Below are 15,840 nucleotides of genomic sequence, written 5' to 3'. Positions count from 1 at the left end.
CATGACTGGGTCCGCGCTGTCGGCTGCCTGGGGGCGACCTACGGCACAGGCCCCTGTGACACGTCTGTGACAGTCGGCGGACACGGCCATGAAGGTGCCCCGGCAAGCTTTTCGGCACAGGCAAGACAGCGGGACGCAAGACAGCAAGCCGCACCAAGCAGAACACCGGAAGTCCACGACGGGGGGCGCGAGATGAACACGCTGCACGGCACCAGCACCAGCGCAGTGATCACGCGTCTGCACGACGTGAACGGGGGCCGGGGTTCCGAGAAGTCCGGTGCCGTGAGCGGGCGGGGGTGCGCTCGCGGCACCGGGCGTCAGCACACCGCGTTCATGACGGTGGTTGACGGTTTCACGGGGGAAACGCACGGGGGAGCCGCGTACAGGGAGGACTCGGGGGAGCGTCGTCGCTCGCTGTCGGAGGCGGAGTTCACCGCCTACGTCCAGGAGCGCCGCACCTCCCTGTACGCAACCGCCTACCACCTGACCGGTGACCGTTTCGAGGCCGAGGACCTGCTGCAGAGCGCGCTGTTCTCGACGTACAAGGCCTGGGACCGGATCAGTGACAAGGCCGCCGTGGGGGGCTACCTGCGGCGGACGATGACCAACCTGCACATCAGCGCGTGGCGCCGCCGCAAGCTGAACGAGTACCCGACCGAGGAGCTGCCGGAGACGCCCGGCGACACGGACGCGATGCGCGGCACCGAACTGCGCGCGGTCCTGTGGCAGGCGCTGGCCCGGCTGCCCGAACTCCAGCGGACGATGCTGGTCCTTCGTTACTACGAGGGCCGCACCGACCCGGAGATCGCGGACATCCTCGACATCAGTGTCGGCACGGTGAAGTCCAGCATCTGGCGGTCGCTCCGCCGGCTGCGCGAGGACGAGGTCCTCAGCTTCGGCCGTGACGAGGAAGACGCCTTCGGGGAGCTTGTCGCCTGAAGGTCCGGGGGGACCGCATCCGGGGGGATGCAACGGGGGAGCGGTAGGAAGTGGGGGGACCCACGGGGCCGGGGGGCCCACGGGGGACCAGCGGGGGGAACACGGGGGAGTGCTCCCACGGGGGATTCGGGGGAGCACGACGGGAGCGGGGCTGGAGGGCCGGGGGGTCCGTCCAGTCCCGTTCTTCGTGTGCGCTGTCAGCGGGCCTTCATGAGGATCGCCCCGGCGGGAGTGTCACCGACGGCGATGGCGACGGCAGGGGCCATCCCCTCGACCGCGTACGCGGTGATCCGCTGCTCGCCGATGGCGTCCGCGGGATCGTTCGGGGTGTCGTCGCACGCCGGGATCGTGGCGGTGCCCAGCTTCTTCCCGACGGTGAAGTCGGTGTTCGCGAGGTCCTGGTAGGAGCGGCGCTCGTACGTCACCACGTACGCGCAGGAGGCCTCGGCCGCACCGCCCGGCTCCGTGCCGCCCGTTTCCGTGCAGCCGACGGCCGCGGTGGCGAGCAGGGCAGCCATGAGCAGGCGTCGGCCGGGCTGGACGGCAGCGGGCATCGGGATTCCTCTCCGCGGGGACCGTTTTCCGGTCCTACGACGCAGAGGGCACCGTGTTCGTTCAGGTGGCCGGCGTCGCCGGGGCGGCCGCCGGGCGGCGGCCCGCTGCTGCTGCGGTGAGGCGGCCGAGGGCCTCGTCCCGGTCGCAGGCGTGGGCGCCCAGGGACGTCTGGTGGGCGACGATCGAACGTTCCAGGCGCATCAGGCGCCAGCCGCGGCGCAGCAGGAACGGGACCGACTTGCGGCCCTCTCGCAGGTCGCGGAGGAAGCGGCGGCGGAACGTCTTCATGGGGCCGCGGCTCAGGCACAGCGCGTCGGCGAGGAGGCCGAGCTCACGGCAGCGGTTCACGATCTCGGCCGCGAAGATGCCCTCCGCGATGAAGAGGGGGGTCCGCCCGATCTCGACGGTCTCCGCGCCCGTGCGGGCGCTCAGCGAGAGGTCGTACAGCGGAACGTCCGTACGGCCCGTGCGGCACAGTTCCGCGATCGCGGCGACGGCCGTGTCCGCGTCCCACGAGTCGGGGTGGTCCCAGTCGATGTCGGAGCTCCCGGGGACCTGCGGCAGGGTCGGGTCGTCACCCTCTTTGTAGAAGTCGTCGAGCCGCAGCACCGGAAGACCGGAGTGGGCGGCGAGAAGGGACTTGCCGGAGCCGGAAGGGCCGCAGAGCAGCACGACTCGCGTGGGTATGGGCGGATGGGAACTCACGGGACACCAGTCTGCGGCATCGCAGGGCCCGCGTACGACCCGGCGTACCGCAATTGAAGCGCGCGTCACACCTCACAGCCCTCTCGCGTTCACCTGGCAACGCGTCGCGGCGGCGGCAGGGCAGAGAGCCGCGCCTCCCCCGGACGGAGGGGAGGCGCGGCTCTCTGGTCCAGGTGGCCGTCGCGACGGTTGTCAGTACGACGAGCCGGACGCGCCCAGCGAACCCGTCGGGTGCCAGACCGTCTTGGTCTCCAGGAAGGCCGTCATGCGGTCGATGCCGGGGGCGGCGGCCCAGTCGTCCACAGGCTGTGGACGCAGGACGCGCTTGAGGTTGTCGGCCGCCGCGATCTCCAGTTCCTTCGCCAGCACCTCGTCGGCGCCGGCCAGGTCGATCGCGTTGACGTCCTGGTGCGCGGCCAGCGGCGTCGCGATCTCCGCCGTACGGCCCGACAGCAGGTTGACGACGCCGCCCGGCAGGTCGGACGTGGCCAGGACCTCGCCCAGGGAGAGGGCGGGCAGCGGGGACCTCTCGGACGCCACCACGATCGCCGTGTTACCCGTCGCGATCACCGGGGCCAGCACCGAGACCAGGCCCAGGAAGGAGGACTCCTGCGGGGCCAGGACGGCCACCACGCCGGTCGGCTCGGGGGAGGAGATGTTGAAGAACGGGCCCGCGACCGGGTTCCCGCCGCCGACCACCTGGGCGATCTTGTCGGTCCAGCCCGCGTACCAGACCCACCGGTCGATCGCCGCGTCGACCTGCGCCGCCGCCTTCGACTTCGACAGGCCCTCGGCGTCGGCGACTTCACGGACGTACTGCTCGCGGCGGCCTTCCAGCATCTCCGCGATGCGGTAGAGGATCTGGCCGCGGTTGTACGCCGTCGCGCCGGACCAGCCGCCGAACGCCTTGCGCGCGGCGACCACGGCGTCACGGGCGTCCTTGCGGGACGACAGCGGGACGTTCGCCAGCCAGTTGTCCTTGGAGTCCGTCACCTCGTACACCCGGCCGCTCTCGGAACGCGGGAACTTCCCGCCGACGTACAGCTTGTAGGTCTTGAAGACGGAGAGCCGCTCGGCGCGCTCGGTCTTGTCGTTCTTCTCAACTGTGCTCATTTATCGCTCGCCCTCCGGGCTCGACGGGGCGAGGTACGCCTCCAGGCCGTGGCGGCCGCCCTCGCGGCCGAAGCCCGACTCCTTGTAACCGCCGAACGGCGAGGTCGGGTCGAACTTGTTGAACGTGTTGGACCAGATGACGCCCGCACGGAGCTTGTTCGCGACGGCGAGGATCCGCGACCCCTTCTCCGTCCAGATGCCCGCCGACAGGCCGTACGCGCTGTTGTTCGCCTTGGCGACGGCCTCGTCCGGTGTGCGGAAGGTGAGGACCGACAGGACCGGGCCGAAGATCTCGTCGCGGGCGATCCGGTGCGCCTGGGTGACGTTCGTGAAGAGCGTCGGCGCGAACCAGTAGCCGCTCTCGGGGAGTTCGCAGGCCGGCGACCAGCGCTCGGCGCCCTCCGCCTCACCCTGCTCGACGAGCGAGGTGATGCGGGTGAGCTGCTCCTCGGAGTTGATCGCACCGATGTCGGTGTTCTTGTCGAGGGGGTCGCCGAGGCGGAGCGTGGAGAGGCGACGCTTCAGCGACTCCAGCAGCTCGTCCTGGATCGACTCCTGGACCAGCAGCCGGCTGCCGGCGCAGCAGACCTGCCCCTGGTTGAAGAAGATGCCGTTGACGATCCCCTCCACCGCCTGGTCGATCGGGGCGTCGTCGAAGACGATGTTGGCGCCCTTGCCGCCCAGCTCCAGGGTGACCTTCTTGTGGGTGCCGGCGACGGTCCGCGCGATCTCCTTGCCGACGGCCGTCGATCCCGTGAAGGCGACCTTGTTGACGTCCGGGTGCGCGACGAGCGCGGCGCCGCTGTCGCCGTAGCCGGGAAGGATGTTGACGACACCCTTGGGCAGACCGGCCTGGCGGCAGATGTCCGCGAAGAACAGGGCGGACAGCGGGGTGGTCTCGGCCGGCTTCAGCACGACCGTGTTGCCGGTCGCCAGCGCCGGGGCGATCTTCCACGCCAGCATCAGCAGCGGGAAGTTCCAGGGGATGACCTGGCCGGCCACACCGAGGGGCCGCGGGCTCGCGCCGAAACCGGCGTGCTCCAGCTTGTCGGCCCAGCCCGCGTAGTAGAAGAAGTGCGCGGCGACCAGGGGGAGGTCGGCGTCGCGGGTCTCCTTGATCGGCTTGCCGTTGTCCAGCGTCTCCAGGACGGCCAGCTCACGGCTGCGCTCCTGGATGATCCGGGCGATGCGGAACAGGTACTTCGCGCGCTCGGAGCCGGGCAGCGCCGACCACTTCACGAAGGCCTTGCGGGCCGCCTTCACGGCGCGGTCCACGTCCGCCTCGCCGGCCTGGGCGATCTCGGCGAGGACCTCCTCGGTCGACGGGGAGACGGTCTTGAAGACCTTGCCGTCCGCCGCCTCCACGAACTCGCCGTCGATGAACAAGCCGTACGACGGCGCGATGTCGACGATCGAGCGGGACTCGGGGGCCGGTGCGTATTCGAATACCGATGCCATGGTGATCAGTCCACCGTCACGTAGTCGGGGCCGGAGTAGCGGCCGGTGGCCAGCTTCTGACGCTGCATCAGCAGGTCGTTCAGGAGCGAGGAGGCGCCGAAGCGGAACCAGTGGTTGTCCAGCCAGTCCTCGCCGGCGGTCTCGTTGACCAGGACGAGGAACTTGACGGCGTCCTTGGTCGTCCTGATCCCGCCGGCCGGCTTCACACCCACCTGGATGCCGGTCTGGGCGCGGAAGTCGCGCACCGCTTCCAGCATAAGCAGGGTGTTCGCGGGGGTGGCGTTGACGGCGACCTTGCCGGTGGACGTCTTGATGAAGTCGGCGCCCGCCAGCATGCCGACCCAGCTCGCGCGCCGGATGTTGTCGTACGTCGACAGCTCGCCGGTCTCGAAGATGACCTTGAGGCGGGCGGACGTCCCGCAGGCCTCCTTCACGGCGACGATCTCGTCGTACACCTTCATGTAGTTCCCCGCGAGGAACGCCCCGCGGTCGATGACCATGTCGATCTCGTCCGCACCGGCGGCGACGGCGTCCCGGACGTCCGCCAGCTTCACGCCGAGGGCGGCGCGGCCGGCCGGGAAGGCGGTGGCGACCGAGGCGACCTTGACCGAGGAGCCGGCGACGGCCTCCTTGGCGGTGGCCACCATGTCGGGATAGACGCAGACGGCCGCGGTCGCCGGGGTCGTCCGGTCGCTCGGGTCGGGGTGGACGGCCTTGGCGCCGAGCGCCCGGACCTTGCCCGGGGTGTCCGCGCCTTCCAGCGTCGTGAGGTCGACCATCGAGATGGCGAGGTCGATGGCGTACGCCTTGGCGGTCGTCTTGATGGAACGGGTACCGAGGGACGCGGCGCGCGCCTCCAGGCCGACCGCGTCGACGCCGGGCAGCCCGTGAAGGAAGCGGCGCAGCGTACTGTCGGACGCGGTGACGTCCTTGAGGGCGTGAGCTGCGGTGGGTGCATTGGTGGGCATGGTCACCAGACGAGCATATCTACGCGCGTAGCGGCTGTACACCCCGAGGGAAAGGGATCTGTTCTGCAGCCGAGGGAAAGGGATCTGTCATGCAGCTGAGGGAATGGGCCTGATGCCGCAGCAGGGAACGGACCTGTCTTGTCCGCGAGGGAACGGATCCCCACAACGCCGGGCAGCCGGCCAACCTGAGGGGCGCGGGGAACTGCGCGCCCAGCCCCCGACAACCCGCACCCGCGCACGCGGCGAGGCCTCAAGGCGATGAGGCGTCCTGCGCCCGGCAGCCCGCATCCGCGCACGCGGCGAGCCGCCACGGCGATGAGGCGTCCTGCGCCCGGCAGCCCGCATCCGCGCACGCGGCGAGCTCTCACGGCGATGAGGCGCCCTGCGCCCGGCAGCCCGCATCCGCGCACGCGGCGAGCTCTCACGGCGATGAGGCGCCCTGCCCCCGGCAGCCCGCACCCGCGCACGCAGCGAGCCGCCACGGTGATGAGGCGCCCTCCCCCCCGGCAGCCCGCACCCGCAGCGAGCCCCACGGCAGAAGAGCCACCCCGCCAAGCCGCCGGCAGGCATACGGCAGAATCGGCCTCATGACGACCCCGGAACCCCAGCCCCCCACCCCGGCCCCCGTGTCGAAGGACCGCGTCTACCGCTCGCCCATGGGCATCATCGGCGGCGTCGCGCTGCTCGGAATCGCCCTCTGGCTGGGCATCGACGCACTGGTCCGGGGCGAGGGCCGCACCCAGTGGGTGGCGCTCGCGGCGCTGATCCTGATCGTGCCGCTGGTGTCCGCGTTCACGCTGAGGCCCGCCGTCTACGCCAACGAGGACCGGCTGCGCATCCGCAACCCGCTGCGCGTGATCGTGCTCCCGTGGGGACAGGTCGCCGCACTGCGGTCCAGCTACTCGAACGAGGTCGTCGACAAGGCCGGCACCAAGTTCCAGCTCTGGGCGGTGCCGGTCTCGCTGCGGGCGCGCAAGAAGGCGGCACGGCGTTCGGCCCGGGCCGCGGCGGAGCGGAGCGCTGCCGCGCGGGGTGAGCGGGGCGGCCGCGCCGGCGGGGGTATGGGATTCGGCGGGCTCGGGTTCGGGGCGCCGCGAGGGGATGTCGACATGGACGGCCCGGCGCGGGCCGAGACCGACAAGGTCATGGACGACCTGCGGGAACTGCTGGAGCAGCGGGAGAAGCTGGAGTCCTCGCAGGGTGAGGTCACCGTGCGCTGGGCCTACGAGGTGGCGGGACCGGTCATCGCCGGGGCCGTACTGCTGGTGATTGTGCTGGCGACGGCCTGACAGGCCTGTCCGAGCAGCGGGAGGGGCGCCGGACACACCTTGAACCGCTCAGGGGGCGCCCGGATGCACGAGGGCCATGTACGCACCGCAGTAGGCCGAGCCGGCGACCGCCCCCGTGAGGGCGAGCATGCGGTACCGGCGGGAGGCGCGGGACAGATGCAGGGCGAGGGGGAGCAGGAGGGGGAAGGCGGGAAGGAGGAAGCGGGCGCGGGGGAAGTAGACCCCGCCGCTGCCCAGGACGATCGCCAGCAGTACGGCCGTGAGCACCAGCAGTGGCACCGGCTGCCGGTCCCACACGGACAGCCCGAACAGCACCACCGACACGACCAGCGTGAGCGTCACGACGACCAGGAACAGCTCGGGCGTCCGGTCGTAGACCAGCAACCGCCGCATCAGCCGCAGCGTCTCGCGGCCGCCGTCCAACTCGTTGCGCCACAGCCGCTGTACGGCGAAGTATCCGTCCCAGCGGCCCAAGCGCAGGCCCACCCAGCCGACGTATCCGCACCAGCCGAGGGGCGCGATCGCGGCGGCCGCGAGGGTACGCACACGGAAGCGGCGGCGCAGCGCGAGCAGGGCCGCCACCGTGACCGCGGCCGCCACCGCGATGCCGGTGGGGCGGGTCAGGCCCGCGAGCACCGCGAGCCAGGCGGCGGTGAGCAGGTGACCGGTGAGCACGGCGTACAGCGACCAGGCCGCGAGCGCCGTGAAGAGGGACTCGGTGTAGCCCATCCACTGCACCAGCCCGACCGGCAGCGCGGCCCACAGGACGGTGAGCAGGACGCCGACCCGACGCCCGTGAAGCCGGTCCCCGACCGCGAACACGCCCCACGCGGCGGCGAGGGAGGCGATGACGGCGAGGGCGAGACCGGTACTGGCGTGGGTGCCCGGCGTGACCGCCGCGACCGCTTTGACCAGCATCGGGTAGAGCGGAAAGAAGGCGAGGTTGTTGGCGCTGTACGCGGTGCCGAGTTCGTGCGCGTACCCGTGGTCGGCGATCCCGAGGTACCAGTCGGCGTCCCACTGCGTCGCCAGGATCGGCCAGACGCCGTGCCGCTGCCGGTGCGCCCAGACGGTGAGCAGCAGCAGGCCCGTGCCGCGTACGGCGAGGTAGGCGAGGAGAGCGGGGGCCGCGTACCGCAGGGCGTGCAGTGGTGCGGGGCCACCGCCCGGGGGCGCGGAGCCGGACCGGGCTTCGCCCTCGGGCGCGGTGGTCGCTCGGGATGTCGGCCGGACGGTCGTGGACACGGCGGCGGCTCCAGGCACATCGGTGACGCGCTTGCCCGTCCACCGTTGCCCGTGTGCCGGGGCCGGGCGTGGAGCCCGGGTCAATCACCGCTGGGAAATCGCCCGAAGGGGTGCCTCCGAACGGGGGCACCCCTTCACGAACGACCGGTATGCCTACGGCTCAGATACCTGCCGCCGCCGACAGGTCCCGCTTGATGGCCGCGAGCAGCCCGGCCGCCTCGGCGCGGGCGGCCGGGAGGTCGGCGTGGGCCGCAACCGGGACGACGACCTCCAGGTAGCACTTCAGCTTGGGCTCCGTGCCGCTGGGACGGACGATGACACGGGCGCCTTCGAGGGTGTAGCGCAGACCGTCGGTGGGCGGGAGGGTGTCCGTGCCCTGGGTGAGGTCCTCGGCGCGGGTGATGGCCAGCCCGGCGAGCTCGGTCGGCGGCTGCTCGCGCAGCTGCCGCATGGCGTCGGCGATGACCGACAGGTCCTGGACGCGTACCGAGAGCTGGTCGGTGGCGTGCAGGCCGTGGGTCACGGCGAGATCGTCGAGGAGGTCGAGGAGCGTGCGGCCCTCGGCCTTCAGGACGGACGCGAGCTCGGTGATCAGCAGGGCGGCGGTGATGCCGTCCTTGTCGCGTACGCCGTCGGGGTCGACGCAGTAGCCGAGGGCCTCCTCGTAGCCGTAGCGCAGGCCGTCGACGCGGGCGATCCACTTGAAGCCGGTGAGGGTCTCCTCGTACGGCAGCCCCGCTTTCTCGGCGATGCGGCCGAGGAGGGACGAGGAGACGATGGACTCCGCGAAGGTGCCGCGTGCTCCGCGGCTGACCAGGTGGGCCGCGAGCAGGGCGCCCACTTCATCGCCCCGGAGCATCCGCCACTCGTCCTGGGCGTTGCCGCCCTCCGCACCGTCCCCGTCCCGCACGGCCACGGCGCAGCGGTCGGCGTCGGGGTCGTTGGCGATGACGAGGTCGGGGGCGGTCTCGCGGGCCTTGGCGAAGGCCAGGTCCATCGCGCCGGGCTCTTCCGGGTTGGGGAAGGCGACGGTGGGGAAGTCCGGGTCCGGTTCGGCCTGCTCGGCGACGAGGGCGGGGGCGGGGAAGCCGGCGCGCTCGAAGGCGGCGAGGAGGACGTCCTTGCCGACACCGTGCATCGCCGTGTAGACGGTGCGGGCGGTGCGCGGCGAGTCGGGGGACAGGACCGCGTCCGTGCGGGCGAGGTAGGCGTTCACGACGCTGTCGTCCAGCGTCTCCCAGCCCTCCGTGGGGCGGGGGACGACGGTCAGGGACGGTACGGCGGCGATCTCCTGCGCGATGTCGATGTCCGCGGGCGGGACGATCTGGGAGCCGTCGCCGAGATAGACCTTGTAGCCGTTGTCGCGCGGCGGGTTGTGGCTCGCTGTGACCTCGACTCCGGCGACCGCGCCGAGGTGCCTTATCGCGTATGCGAGGACCGGGGTGGGGAGCGGGCGGGGCAGTACGGCGGCGCGCAGGCCCGCGCCCGTCATCACGGCGGCCGTGTCGCGGGCGAAGTCCTCCGACTTGTGGCGCGCGTCGTAGCCGATGACGACGAGGCCGCCCTCGTGGCCCTGCTTCTTCAGGTACGCGGCGAGGCCGGCCGCTGCGCGGATGACGACCGTGCGGTTCATGCGCATCGGGCCGGCGCCGAGTTCGCCTCGCAGGCCCGCGGTGCCGAACTGGAGGGTGCCGCTGAAGCGCGCGGCGATTTCCTCGACGTCCGCGGCGTCGATGAGCTTGGCGAGCTCGTCGCGGGTCTCCGGGTCCGGATCCTCGGCGAGCCACGCCTGGGCCCGGGCGATGAGATCGTCGTGCACGTCGGTCAACCTCTCGTTCTTGTGGTGGGGAGGGGGCTGAGGGTGGGGATGGGTTTTGCCCCCGCCGCCCCTACCCTTCCCCTCCCTGGGGGCTGCCGCCCCCAGACCCCCGCTGTCGGCCTGAACGGCCTCGTCCTCAAACGCCGGACGGGCTGAAAAACCAGCCCCTCCGGCGTTTGAGGAGCGGGGTCGAAGGAGCGGAGCCCCTTCAAGGACGGGACGGGTAGGGGCGGCGGGGGCGACAAACGCCTTACAGACGCCCCAGCACCTGCGCCAGCAGCGACCCCATCTGCGTGGCCGAGTCCCGCCCGGCCTGCAGAACCTCCTCGTGGTTCAGCGGCTCACCCGTCATCCCCGCAGCGAGGTTCGTCACCAGCGAGATCCCCAGCACCTCGGCCCCCGCCTCACGCGCGGCGATCGCTTCCAGCACCGTCGACATACCCACGAGGTCCGCCCCGATGACCCGAGCCATCCGGATCTCCGCCGGCGTCTCGTAGTGCGGCCCGGGGAACTGGGCGTAGACGCCCTCTTCCAGGGAGGGGTCGATCTCCTTGCACAGGGCCCGCAGCCGCGGCGAGTACAGGTCCGTGAGGTCGACGAAGTTCGCGCCGATGATCGGGGACGTAGCCGTGAGGTTGATGTGGTCGCTGATCAGGACCGGCTGCCCGGGACGCATGCCCTCACGCAGACCGCCACAGCCGTTGGTGAGGACGATCGTCTTGCAGCCGGCGGCCACCGCGGTACGCACGCCGTGCGAGACGGCGGCCACCCCACGGCCCTCGTAGTAGTGGGTACGGCCCAGGAAGACCAGCGCGCGCTTGTTGCCGATCCGGTAGGAGCGGATCTTGCCGCCGTGCCCTTCCACCGCCGGCGGGGGGAACCCCGGCAGCTCGGTGACCTGGAACTCGGCCTCGGGTTCGCCGAGGGCGTCCACGGCCGGAGCCCAGCCGGAGCCCATCACGAGGGCGACGTCGTGGGTCTCGGCGCCCGTGAGTTCGCGCAGGCGCGCGGCGGCGGCGTCGGCGGCGGCGTGGGGGTCGCCCTGGATGTCGTCCGGAAGAAGAGATGCGTTCACGCGACTGAGGGTAGCCGGTTTGGGCCTACGCGCGTAGATGACAGACCTCACGGGATGGCGATCGTTGTCTTGTCGTTTCCAACGAATACCGCGCCCGGGAGCGGCACGCTCACTCTTCCGGAATGAGGACGTCCTTGTCGTTGAAGACCTCGACGATGAAGATCAACAGCCGGCCGCGACTGACCGTGTACTCCACGAGGACGTTCTGTGTGAGCCGGATCGTTCGGTCGTCGCCCGTGGAGCTTATGGGCCGTGACACCGAGAGGAACGGATCGCGGGCCAGCAGCGCGATGCCCTTGTCGAACGCGTTGCGCTGCCTGTCCTCGAGCCGGTCACGGGCCTCGGCGGCCTGCACCGTGTAGTAGACGTCATACGTGGTGGGGGCCATGAGTTCTCCCGATGATGGGCCGATTCACCCAGTCTAGGAGTCGCCCTCCGTCAGCAGGGGCGCTTCCGCAGCTCCATCACGTAATCGTGTGGCGCGCCGGCCGACTCCGCCGCGTCCGCGACCTCGCCGAGGTACCGCGCGGACGGCAGCCCGCCCTCGTACGCGTTCAGCACGTACACCCACGCCGGCTCCTCGCCCTCCAGCGTGTGCACGCGCACCCGCAGCCGGCGGTATATGCCGAGACCGACGCCCTCCCAGCGGTCCAGGGAGTCCTCGTCCATCGGGGCGACGTCGTACAGCGCGACGAAGACCTGCTCGCCGGGTTCCTCGACGAGCGTGGCCAGCGCGCCGTCCCAGCCGAGCTGCTCGCCCCCGAACGTCAGTCGCCACCCGTTCAGCCAGCCGGTGGCGCGCATCGGCGAGTGCGGGGCGCGGCGCGTCATCAGCCGCGCGTCGAGATTGCCGGCGTAGGCGGCGTAGAGCGACATGGGGAGAGGGTACGGCAGGTGAATCGTGTGCCCCTCCCGTAACGGTGGTGTCTCGGGCGGGCCCCCAGGCAGTACCACGGTGATGCGTGCGGGACAATGGAGTACGTGACTCGGATCGTGATCATCGGTGGCGGACCCGGCGGATACGAGGCGGCCCTGGTGGCCGCCCAGCTCGGCGCGGAGGTGACCGTCGTCGACTGCGACGGTCTGGGCGGGGCGTCGGTGCTCACCGACTGCGTGCCGTCGAAGACCCTTATCGCCACGGCCGAGGTGATGACGACCTTCGACTCCTCGTACGAGGAGCTGGGGATCATCGTCGCCGACGACACCCCGCACATCGACACGCCCGCGCGCGTCGTCGGCGTGGACCTGGGCAAGGTCAACCGGCGTGTCAAGCGGCTGGCGCTCGCGCAGTCCCACGACATCACCGCCTCCGTCACACGCGCCGGTGCCCGGGTCCTGCGCGGCCGCGGCCGGCTGGAGGGCATGCAGGGCCTGGACGGCTCGCGCAAGGTCGTCGTCCGTGCCGCCGACGGCACCGAGGAGACCCTCACCGCGGACGCCGTCCTCATCGCCACCGGCGGTCACCCGCGCGAGCTGCCCGACGCCCAGCCCGACGGCGAGCGCATCCTCAACTGGACCCAGGTCTACGACCTCACCGAGCTGCCCGAGGAGCTCATCGTGGTCGGCTCCGGTGTCACCGGCGCCGAGTTCGCCGGCGCCTACCAGGCGCTCGGGTCACGGGTCACCCTCGTCTCGTCCCGGGACCGCGTGCTGCCGGGTGAGGACCCGGACGCCGCCGCCGTCCTGGAGGACGTCTTCCGGCGCCGCGGCATGAACGTCATGGCCCGTTCGCGTGCCGCCGCCGCCAAGCGGGTCGGCGACCGGGTCGAGGTCACCCTCGCCGACGGCCGCGTCATCAGCGGCAGCCACTGCCTCATGGCCGTCGGTGCCATCCCGAACTCCGAGGGCATGGGCCTGGAGGAGGCCGGCGTCAAGCTGCGTGAGTCCGGGCACATCTGGACCGACAAGGTGTCCAGGACGACGGCCCCCGGCGTGTACGCGGCCGGTGACGTGACCGGAGTCTTCGCTCTCGCGTCGGTCGCGGCGATGCAGGGACGTATCGCCATGTACCACTTCCTCGGCGACGCGGTGGCCCCGCTGAACCTGAAGACGGTCTCGTCCAACGTCTTCACCGACCCCGAGATCGCCACCGTCGGCTACACCCAGGCGGACGTCGACGGGGGCAAGATCGACGCCCGCGTCGTCAAGCTCCCCCTGCTGCGCAACCCGCGCGCGAAGATGCAGGGCATCCGGGACGGCTTCGTCAAGATCTTCTGCCGCCCGGGCACGGGCATCGTGGTCGGCGGTGTGGTCGTATCCCCGCGCGCCTCGGAACTGATCCACCCGATCTCGATCGCGGTCGACAACAATCTGACGGTCGAACAGATCGCGAACGCCTTCACCGTGTACCCCTCCCTTTCGGGCTCGATCGCCGAGGTGGCACGGCAGCTGCACACGCGGAAGTCCGGCGGCGAACTCTGACGGCCGAAACCGACTCGTCGCTGGTCACGGGGAGTTGTCGAGCATGCGTACGGCATAGGCGGCGGGACTAGGCCCTATACCACTCCTTGCCCTGGCGTGCGAACATCTTCTGTTATTCGGCGCAAACTGCTGAAACCAGACGGTCGTTGGGGTTACTGTCAGTTTCGTGTTCGCTGCAGAACGTCGCCAATTGATCCTCGAAATGGTGCGAGCGAACGGGGCCGTGTCGCTCCGTGAGCTCGCCCGCGTCGTCCAGACCTCCGAAGTGACCGTACGGCGGGACGTGCGCGCACTGGAGGCAGAAGGACTCCTCGACCGCCGGCACGGCGGTGCGGTATTGCCGGGCGGGTTCACGCGGGAGTCCGGCTTTCCGCAGAAGTCACATCTCGCGACCGCCGAGAAGACGGCCATCGCCGACCTCGCCGCGAATTTCGTGGAAGAGGGCGAGGCAATCGTAGTCGGGGCGGGGACCACCACACAGGAGCTGGCCCGCCGGCTCGCCCGGGTACCCGGACTGACCGTCGTCACCAACTCCCTGCTGGTGGCACAGGCGTTGGCCCATGCCAACCGGGTCGAGGTCGTGATGACCGGCGGCACGCTCCGCGGGTCGAACTACGCGCTGGTGGGCAGCGGCGCCGAGCAGTCCCTGCAAGGGCTGCGGGTGTCGCGGGCCTTCCTCTCCGGGAGCGGCCTGACCGCCGAGCGCGGCCTGTCCACGTCCAACATGCTCTCGGCCTCCGTCGACCGGGCTCTCGTCCAGGCGGCCGCGGAGGTCGTCGTCCTCGCCGACCACACCAAGCTCGGTACGGACACGATGTTCCAGACGGTGCCCACGGATGTCATCACCCGGCTCGTCACCGACGAGCCGCCGGCCCATGACGACCGCGCCCACACCGAGCTCCAGGCCCTGGCCGATCAGGGGGTGCAGATCGCCGTGGCCGGGGCGACCGGGAACCCGGGGGGTGACGAGGTCCCGGCGCGGCGGCGTGCCTTGCCGGGGCCGCGGCGAGGTCAGGTGCCAGGTGGTGCGCCGGGGTTGCGGTCCGCCGCGGCGGTGCTGGGGGAGCAGGGTGCGGAGCGGGAACGTGAGCGGGCCCGGGTTGCGGATCTGCGGCGGCGTTAGGTTCGCCTGTTCGCCGTAGGGGTTCGTGTAGTTGCGCGAGTGCCGGATGTGTGTGGCTGGTCGCGCAGTTCCCCGCGCCCCTTGGGTTGGCTGCCTTCAGGTGCCTTTCAAGCCGCGCAGCGTCAGACGTAGCAATCTGTCCGCCAGGTCCGGGTCTCCCGGCGTTTCCTCCGCCGCCAATGCGATCGCGTGGGTCAGCTGGAGCAGGTCGTTGATCGAGACGTCCGGCCGCACGGCACCCGACTCCTGAGCCCTTGCCAGCAGCGCGCCGCCCGCCTCCCTGATCGGGCCGCTGCATCGGGCCAGGGCCGAGGTGTTGTCGTACGAGACGGACATCAGGGACCTGGCCAGGCCGCGGTACTCGCCGGCATGGGTGACCATCTCGCGCAGCCAGGTCACCAGGGCCGCGCAGGGCTCCGGGGCGGCCAGGAGTTCACGGGAGCGGGTCAGCAGGTCGCCGACGGCGTCCTCGAAGACAGCGCTCAACAGGGCGTCGCGGTTGGGGAAGTGCCGGTACAGCGTGCCGATCCCGACGCCCGCGCGGCGGGCCACGTCCTCCAGGGACGCGTCCGTGCCGTGGGCGGCGAAAGCGGACCGGGCCTCGGCCAGCAGGCGCTCATGATTGCGGCGGGCATCGGCGCGCATCGCACGCGGCTGGGCCGTCGGCGTCGCTGCCGCGCCCGGGTTCCCCGCACTCTCGTGCGAGGTCGCGCCCACCATGACTCTCACCTGCCCTCTCACGCGCCCTTGGCGTGCCTCCAGGATGCCATCGAGCCCGGCTGCGACGAGGCGCCCGGCGGACTGTCTGTTCCAGTCCGCCGGGCGCCTCGGATGCCGTAGGGCTTGTGCCGTGGACGTCAGTCCTTGATCTCGCAGATGGCCGCGCCGGACGTGAGCGACGCGCCGATCTCGGCGGACAGGCCCTTGACGGTGCCGGACTTGTGGGCGTTGAGGGGCTGTTCCATCTTCATCGCTTCGAGTACGACGATCAGGTCGCCCTCCTTGACCTCCTGGCCTTCCTCGACGGCGACCTTGACGATGGTGCCCTGCATCGGGGAGGCGAGGGTGTCGCCGGAGGCGGCCGGGCCGGACTTCTTGGCCGCGCGCCGCTTCGGCTTGGCGCCGGCGGC

At 71.1% G+C, this 15,840-nt stretch carries 16 protein-coding genes; 4 read left to right on the top strand and 12 right to left on the bottom strand.

Translation table 11 applies throughout. The annotated features are described in order from the left end of the window. The first annotated feature begins 192 nt into the window (after positions 1-192). The gene (locus tag ACFY5C_RS40630; protein ID WP_389455105.1) at positions 193-939 is read left to right on the top strand and encodes a SigE family RNA polymerase sigma factor; all 747 of its coding nucleotides are present in this window, start codon (positions 193-195) and stop codon (positions 937-939) included. Positions 940-1,136: 197 nt separating this feature from the next. Here ACFY5C_RS40630 and ACFY5C_RS40625 read toward each other — a convergent pair whose 3' ends face one another. The 5 genes from ACFY5C_RS40625 to deoC all read right to left on the bottom strand — a co-directional run bounded on the left by ACFY5C_RS40625 (position 1,137) and on the right by deoC (position 5,744). Then, positions 1,137-1,493 carry a DUF6281 family protein gene (locus ACFY5C_RS40625; RefSeq protein ID WP_389455103.1) on the bottom strand — a complete coding sequence of 119 codons (357 nt, stop codon included), beginning with the start codon at positions 1,491-1,493 and terminating at the stop codon, positions 1,137-1,139. Positions 1,494-1,554: 61 nt separating this feature from the next. After that, positions 1,555-2,199 (bottom strand): uridine kinase, encoded by a 645-nt coding sequence (locus ACFY5C_RS40620; protein WP_389455101.1) that lies wholly within the window; start codon positions 2,197-2,199, stop codon positions 1,555-1,557. A 192-nt stretch (positions 2,200-2,391) separates the two neighbouring features. Further along, positions 2,392-3,312, bottom strand: a complete 921-nt coding sequence (locus tag ACFY5C_RS40615; RefSeq protein ID WP_389455099.1) for an aldehyde dehydrogenase family protein — start codon at positions 3,310-3,312, stop codon at positions 2,392-2,394. Then, entirely contained in the window at positions 3,313-4,770 is a 1,458-nt protein-coding gene (locus ACFY5C_RS40610; RefSeq protein ID WP_389455097.1) for an aldehyde dehydrogenase family protein, read from the bottom strand. It lies immediately after the preceding gene. 5 nt (positions 4,771-4,775) lie between these two features. After that, the gene (deoC, locus tag ACFY5C_RS40605; protein WP_389455095.1) at positions 4,776-5,744 is read right to left on the bottom strand and encodes a deoxyribose-phosphate aldolase; all 969 of its coding nucleotides are present in this window, start codon (positions 5,742-5,744) and stop codon (positions 4,776-4,778) included. Between the two features lie 581 nt (positions 5,745-6,325). On the opposite strand from deoC, the gene ACFY5C_RS40600 reads away from it, so the two are divergent. Further along, entirely contained in the window at positions 6,326-7,027 is a 702-nt protein-coding gene (locus ACFY5C_RS40600) for a PH domain-containing protein (protein ID WP_389455093.1), read from the top strand. 48 nt (positions 7,028-7,075) lie between these two features. Here the strand turns inward: ACFY5C_RS40600 and ACFY5C_RS40595 are convergent, their stop codons facing one another. From ACFY5C_RS40595 to ACFY5C_RS40575, 5 genes are all read right to left on the bottom strand, one after another. Then, positions 7,076-8,272 carry a hypothetical protein gene (locus ACFY5C_RS40595; RefSeq protein WP_389455091.1) on the bottom strand — a complete coding sequence of 399 codons (1,197 nt, stop codon included), beginning with the start codon at positions 8,270-8,272 and terminating at the stop codon, positions 7,076-7,078. A gap of 160 nt (positions 8,273-8,432) precedes the next feature. Then, entirely contained in the window at positions 8,433-10,091 is a 1,659-nt protein-coding gene (locus ACFY5C_RS40590; RefSeq protein ID WP_389455089.1) for a phospho-sugar mutase, read from the bottom strand. 250 nt (positions 10,092-10,341) lie between these two features. Continuing rightward, on the bottom strand, positions 10,342-11,166 hold the full coding sequence (locus tag ACFY5C_RS40585; RefSeq protein WP_389455087.1) for a purine-nucleoside phosphorylase: 825 nt from the start codon (positions 11,164-11,166) through the stop codon (positions 10,342-10,344). A 109-nt stretch (positions 11,167-11,275) separates the two neighbouring features. Beyond that, positions 11,276-11,554 carry a hypothetical protein gene (locus tag ACFY5C_RS40580; RefSeq protein WP_389455085.1) on the bottom strand — a complete coding sequence of 93 codons (279 nt, stop codon included), beginning with the start codon at positions 11,552-11,554 and terminating at the stop codon, positions 11,276-11,278. Positions 11,555-11,604: 50 nt separating this feature from the next. Then, positions 11,605-12,042, bottom strand: coding sequence for a gamma-glutamylcyclotransferase (locus ACFY5C_RS40575; protein ID WP_389455083.1), 438 nt, complete (start codon positions 12,040-12,042; stop codon positions 11,605-11,607). Positions 12,043-12,138: 96 nt separating this feature from the next. Here ACFY5C_RS40575 and ACFY5C_RS40570 point away from each other — a divergent pair, with 96 nt between their 5' ends. Together ACFY5C_RS40570 and ACFY5C_RS40565 are read left to right on the top strand one after the other, a co-directional pair. Then, complete coding sequence (locus ACFY5C_RS40570; protein WP_328879679.1) at positions 12,139-13,587, top strand: NAD(P)H-quinone dehydrogenase; 1,449 nt, start codon at positions 12,139-12,141, stop codon at positions 13,585-13,587. Positions 13,588-13,753: 166 nt separating this feature from the next. Continuing rightward, the gene (locus ACFY5C_RS40565; RefSeq protein ID WP_369273057.1) at positions 13,754-14,710 is read left to right on the top strand and encodes a DeoR/GlpR family DNA-binding transcription regulator; all 957 of its coding nucleotides are present in this window, start codon (positions 13,754-13,756) and stop codon (positions 14,708-14,710) included. Positions 14,711-14,806: 96 nt separating this feature from the next. Here ACFY5C_RS40565 and ACFY5C_RS40560 read toward each other — a convergent pair whose 3' ends face one another. Together ACFY5C_RS40560 and ACFY5C_RS40555 are read right to left on the bottom strand one after the other, a co-directional pair. Continuing rightward, positions 14,807-15,430: a TetR/AcrR family transcriptional regulator gene (locus ACFY5C_RS40560; protein ID WP_389455081.1), complete on the bottom strand. Its 624-nt coding sequence runs from the start codon at positions 15,428-15,430 to the stop codon at positions 14,807-14,809. Positions 15,431-15,567: 137 nt separating this feature from the next. Then, positions 15,568-15,840, bottom strand: a 273-nt coding sequence (locus ACFY5C_RS40555) for an acetyl-CoA carboxylase biotin carboxyl carrier protein subunit (RefSeq protein ID WP_389455079.1), incomplete at its 5' end; no start/stop codon positions are given.

It is taken from the genome of Streptomyces sp. NPDC012935 (genome assembly GCF_042900345.1).
Lineage (GTDB): Bacteria > Actinomycetota > Actinomycetes > Streptomycetales > Streptomycetaceae > Streptomyces.
Note: the sequence above shows the minus strand (reverse complement) of the source record. Positions and strands in the feature narration are given on the sequence as shown.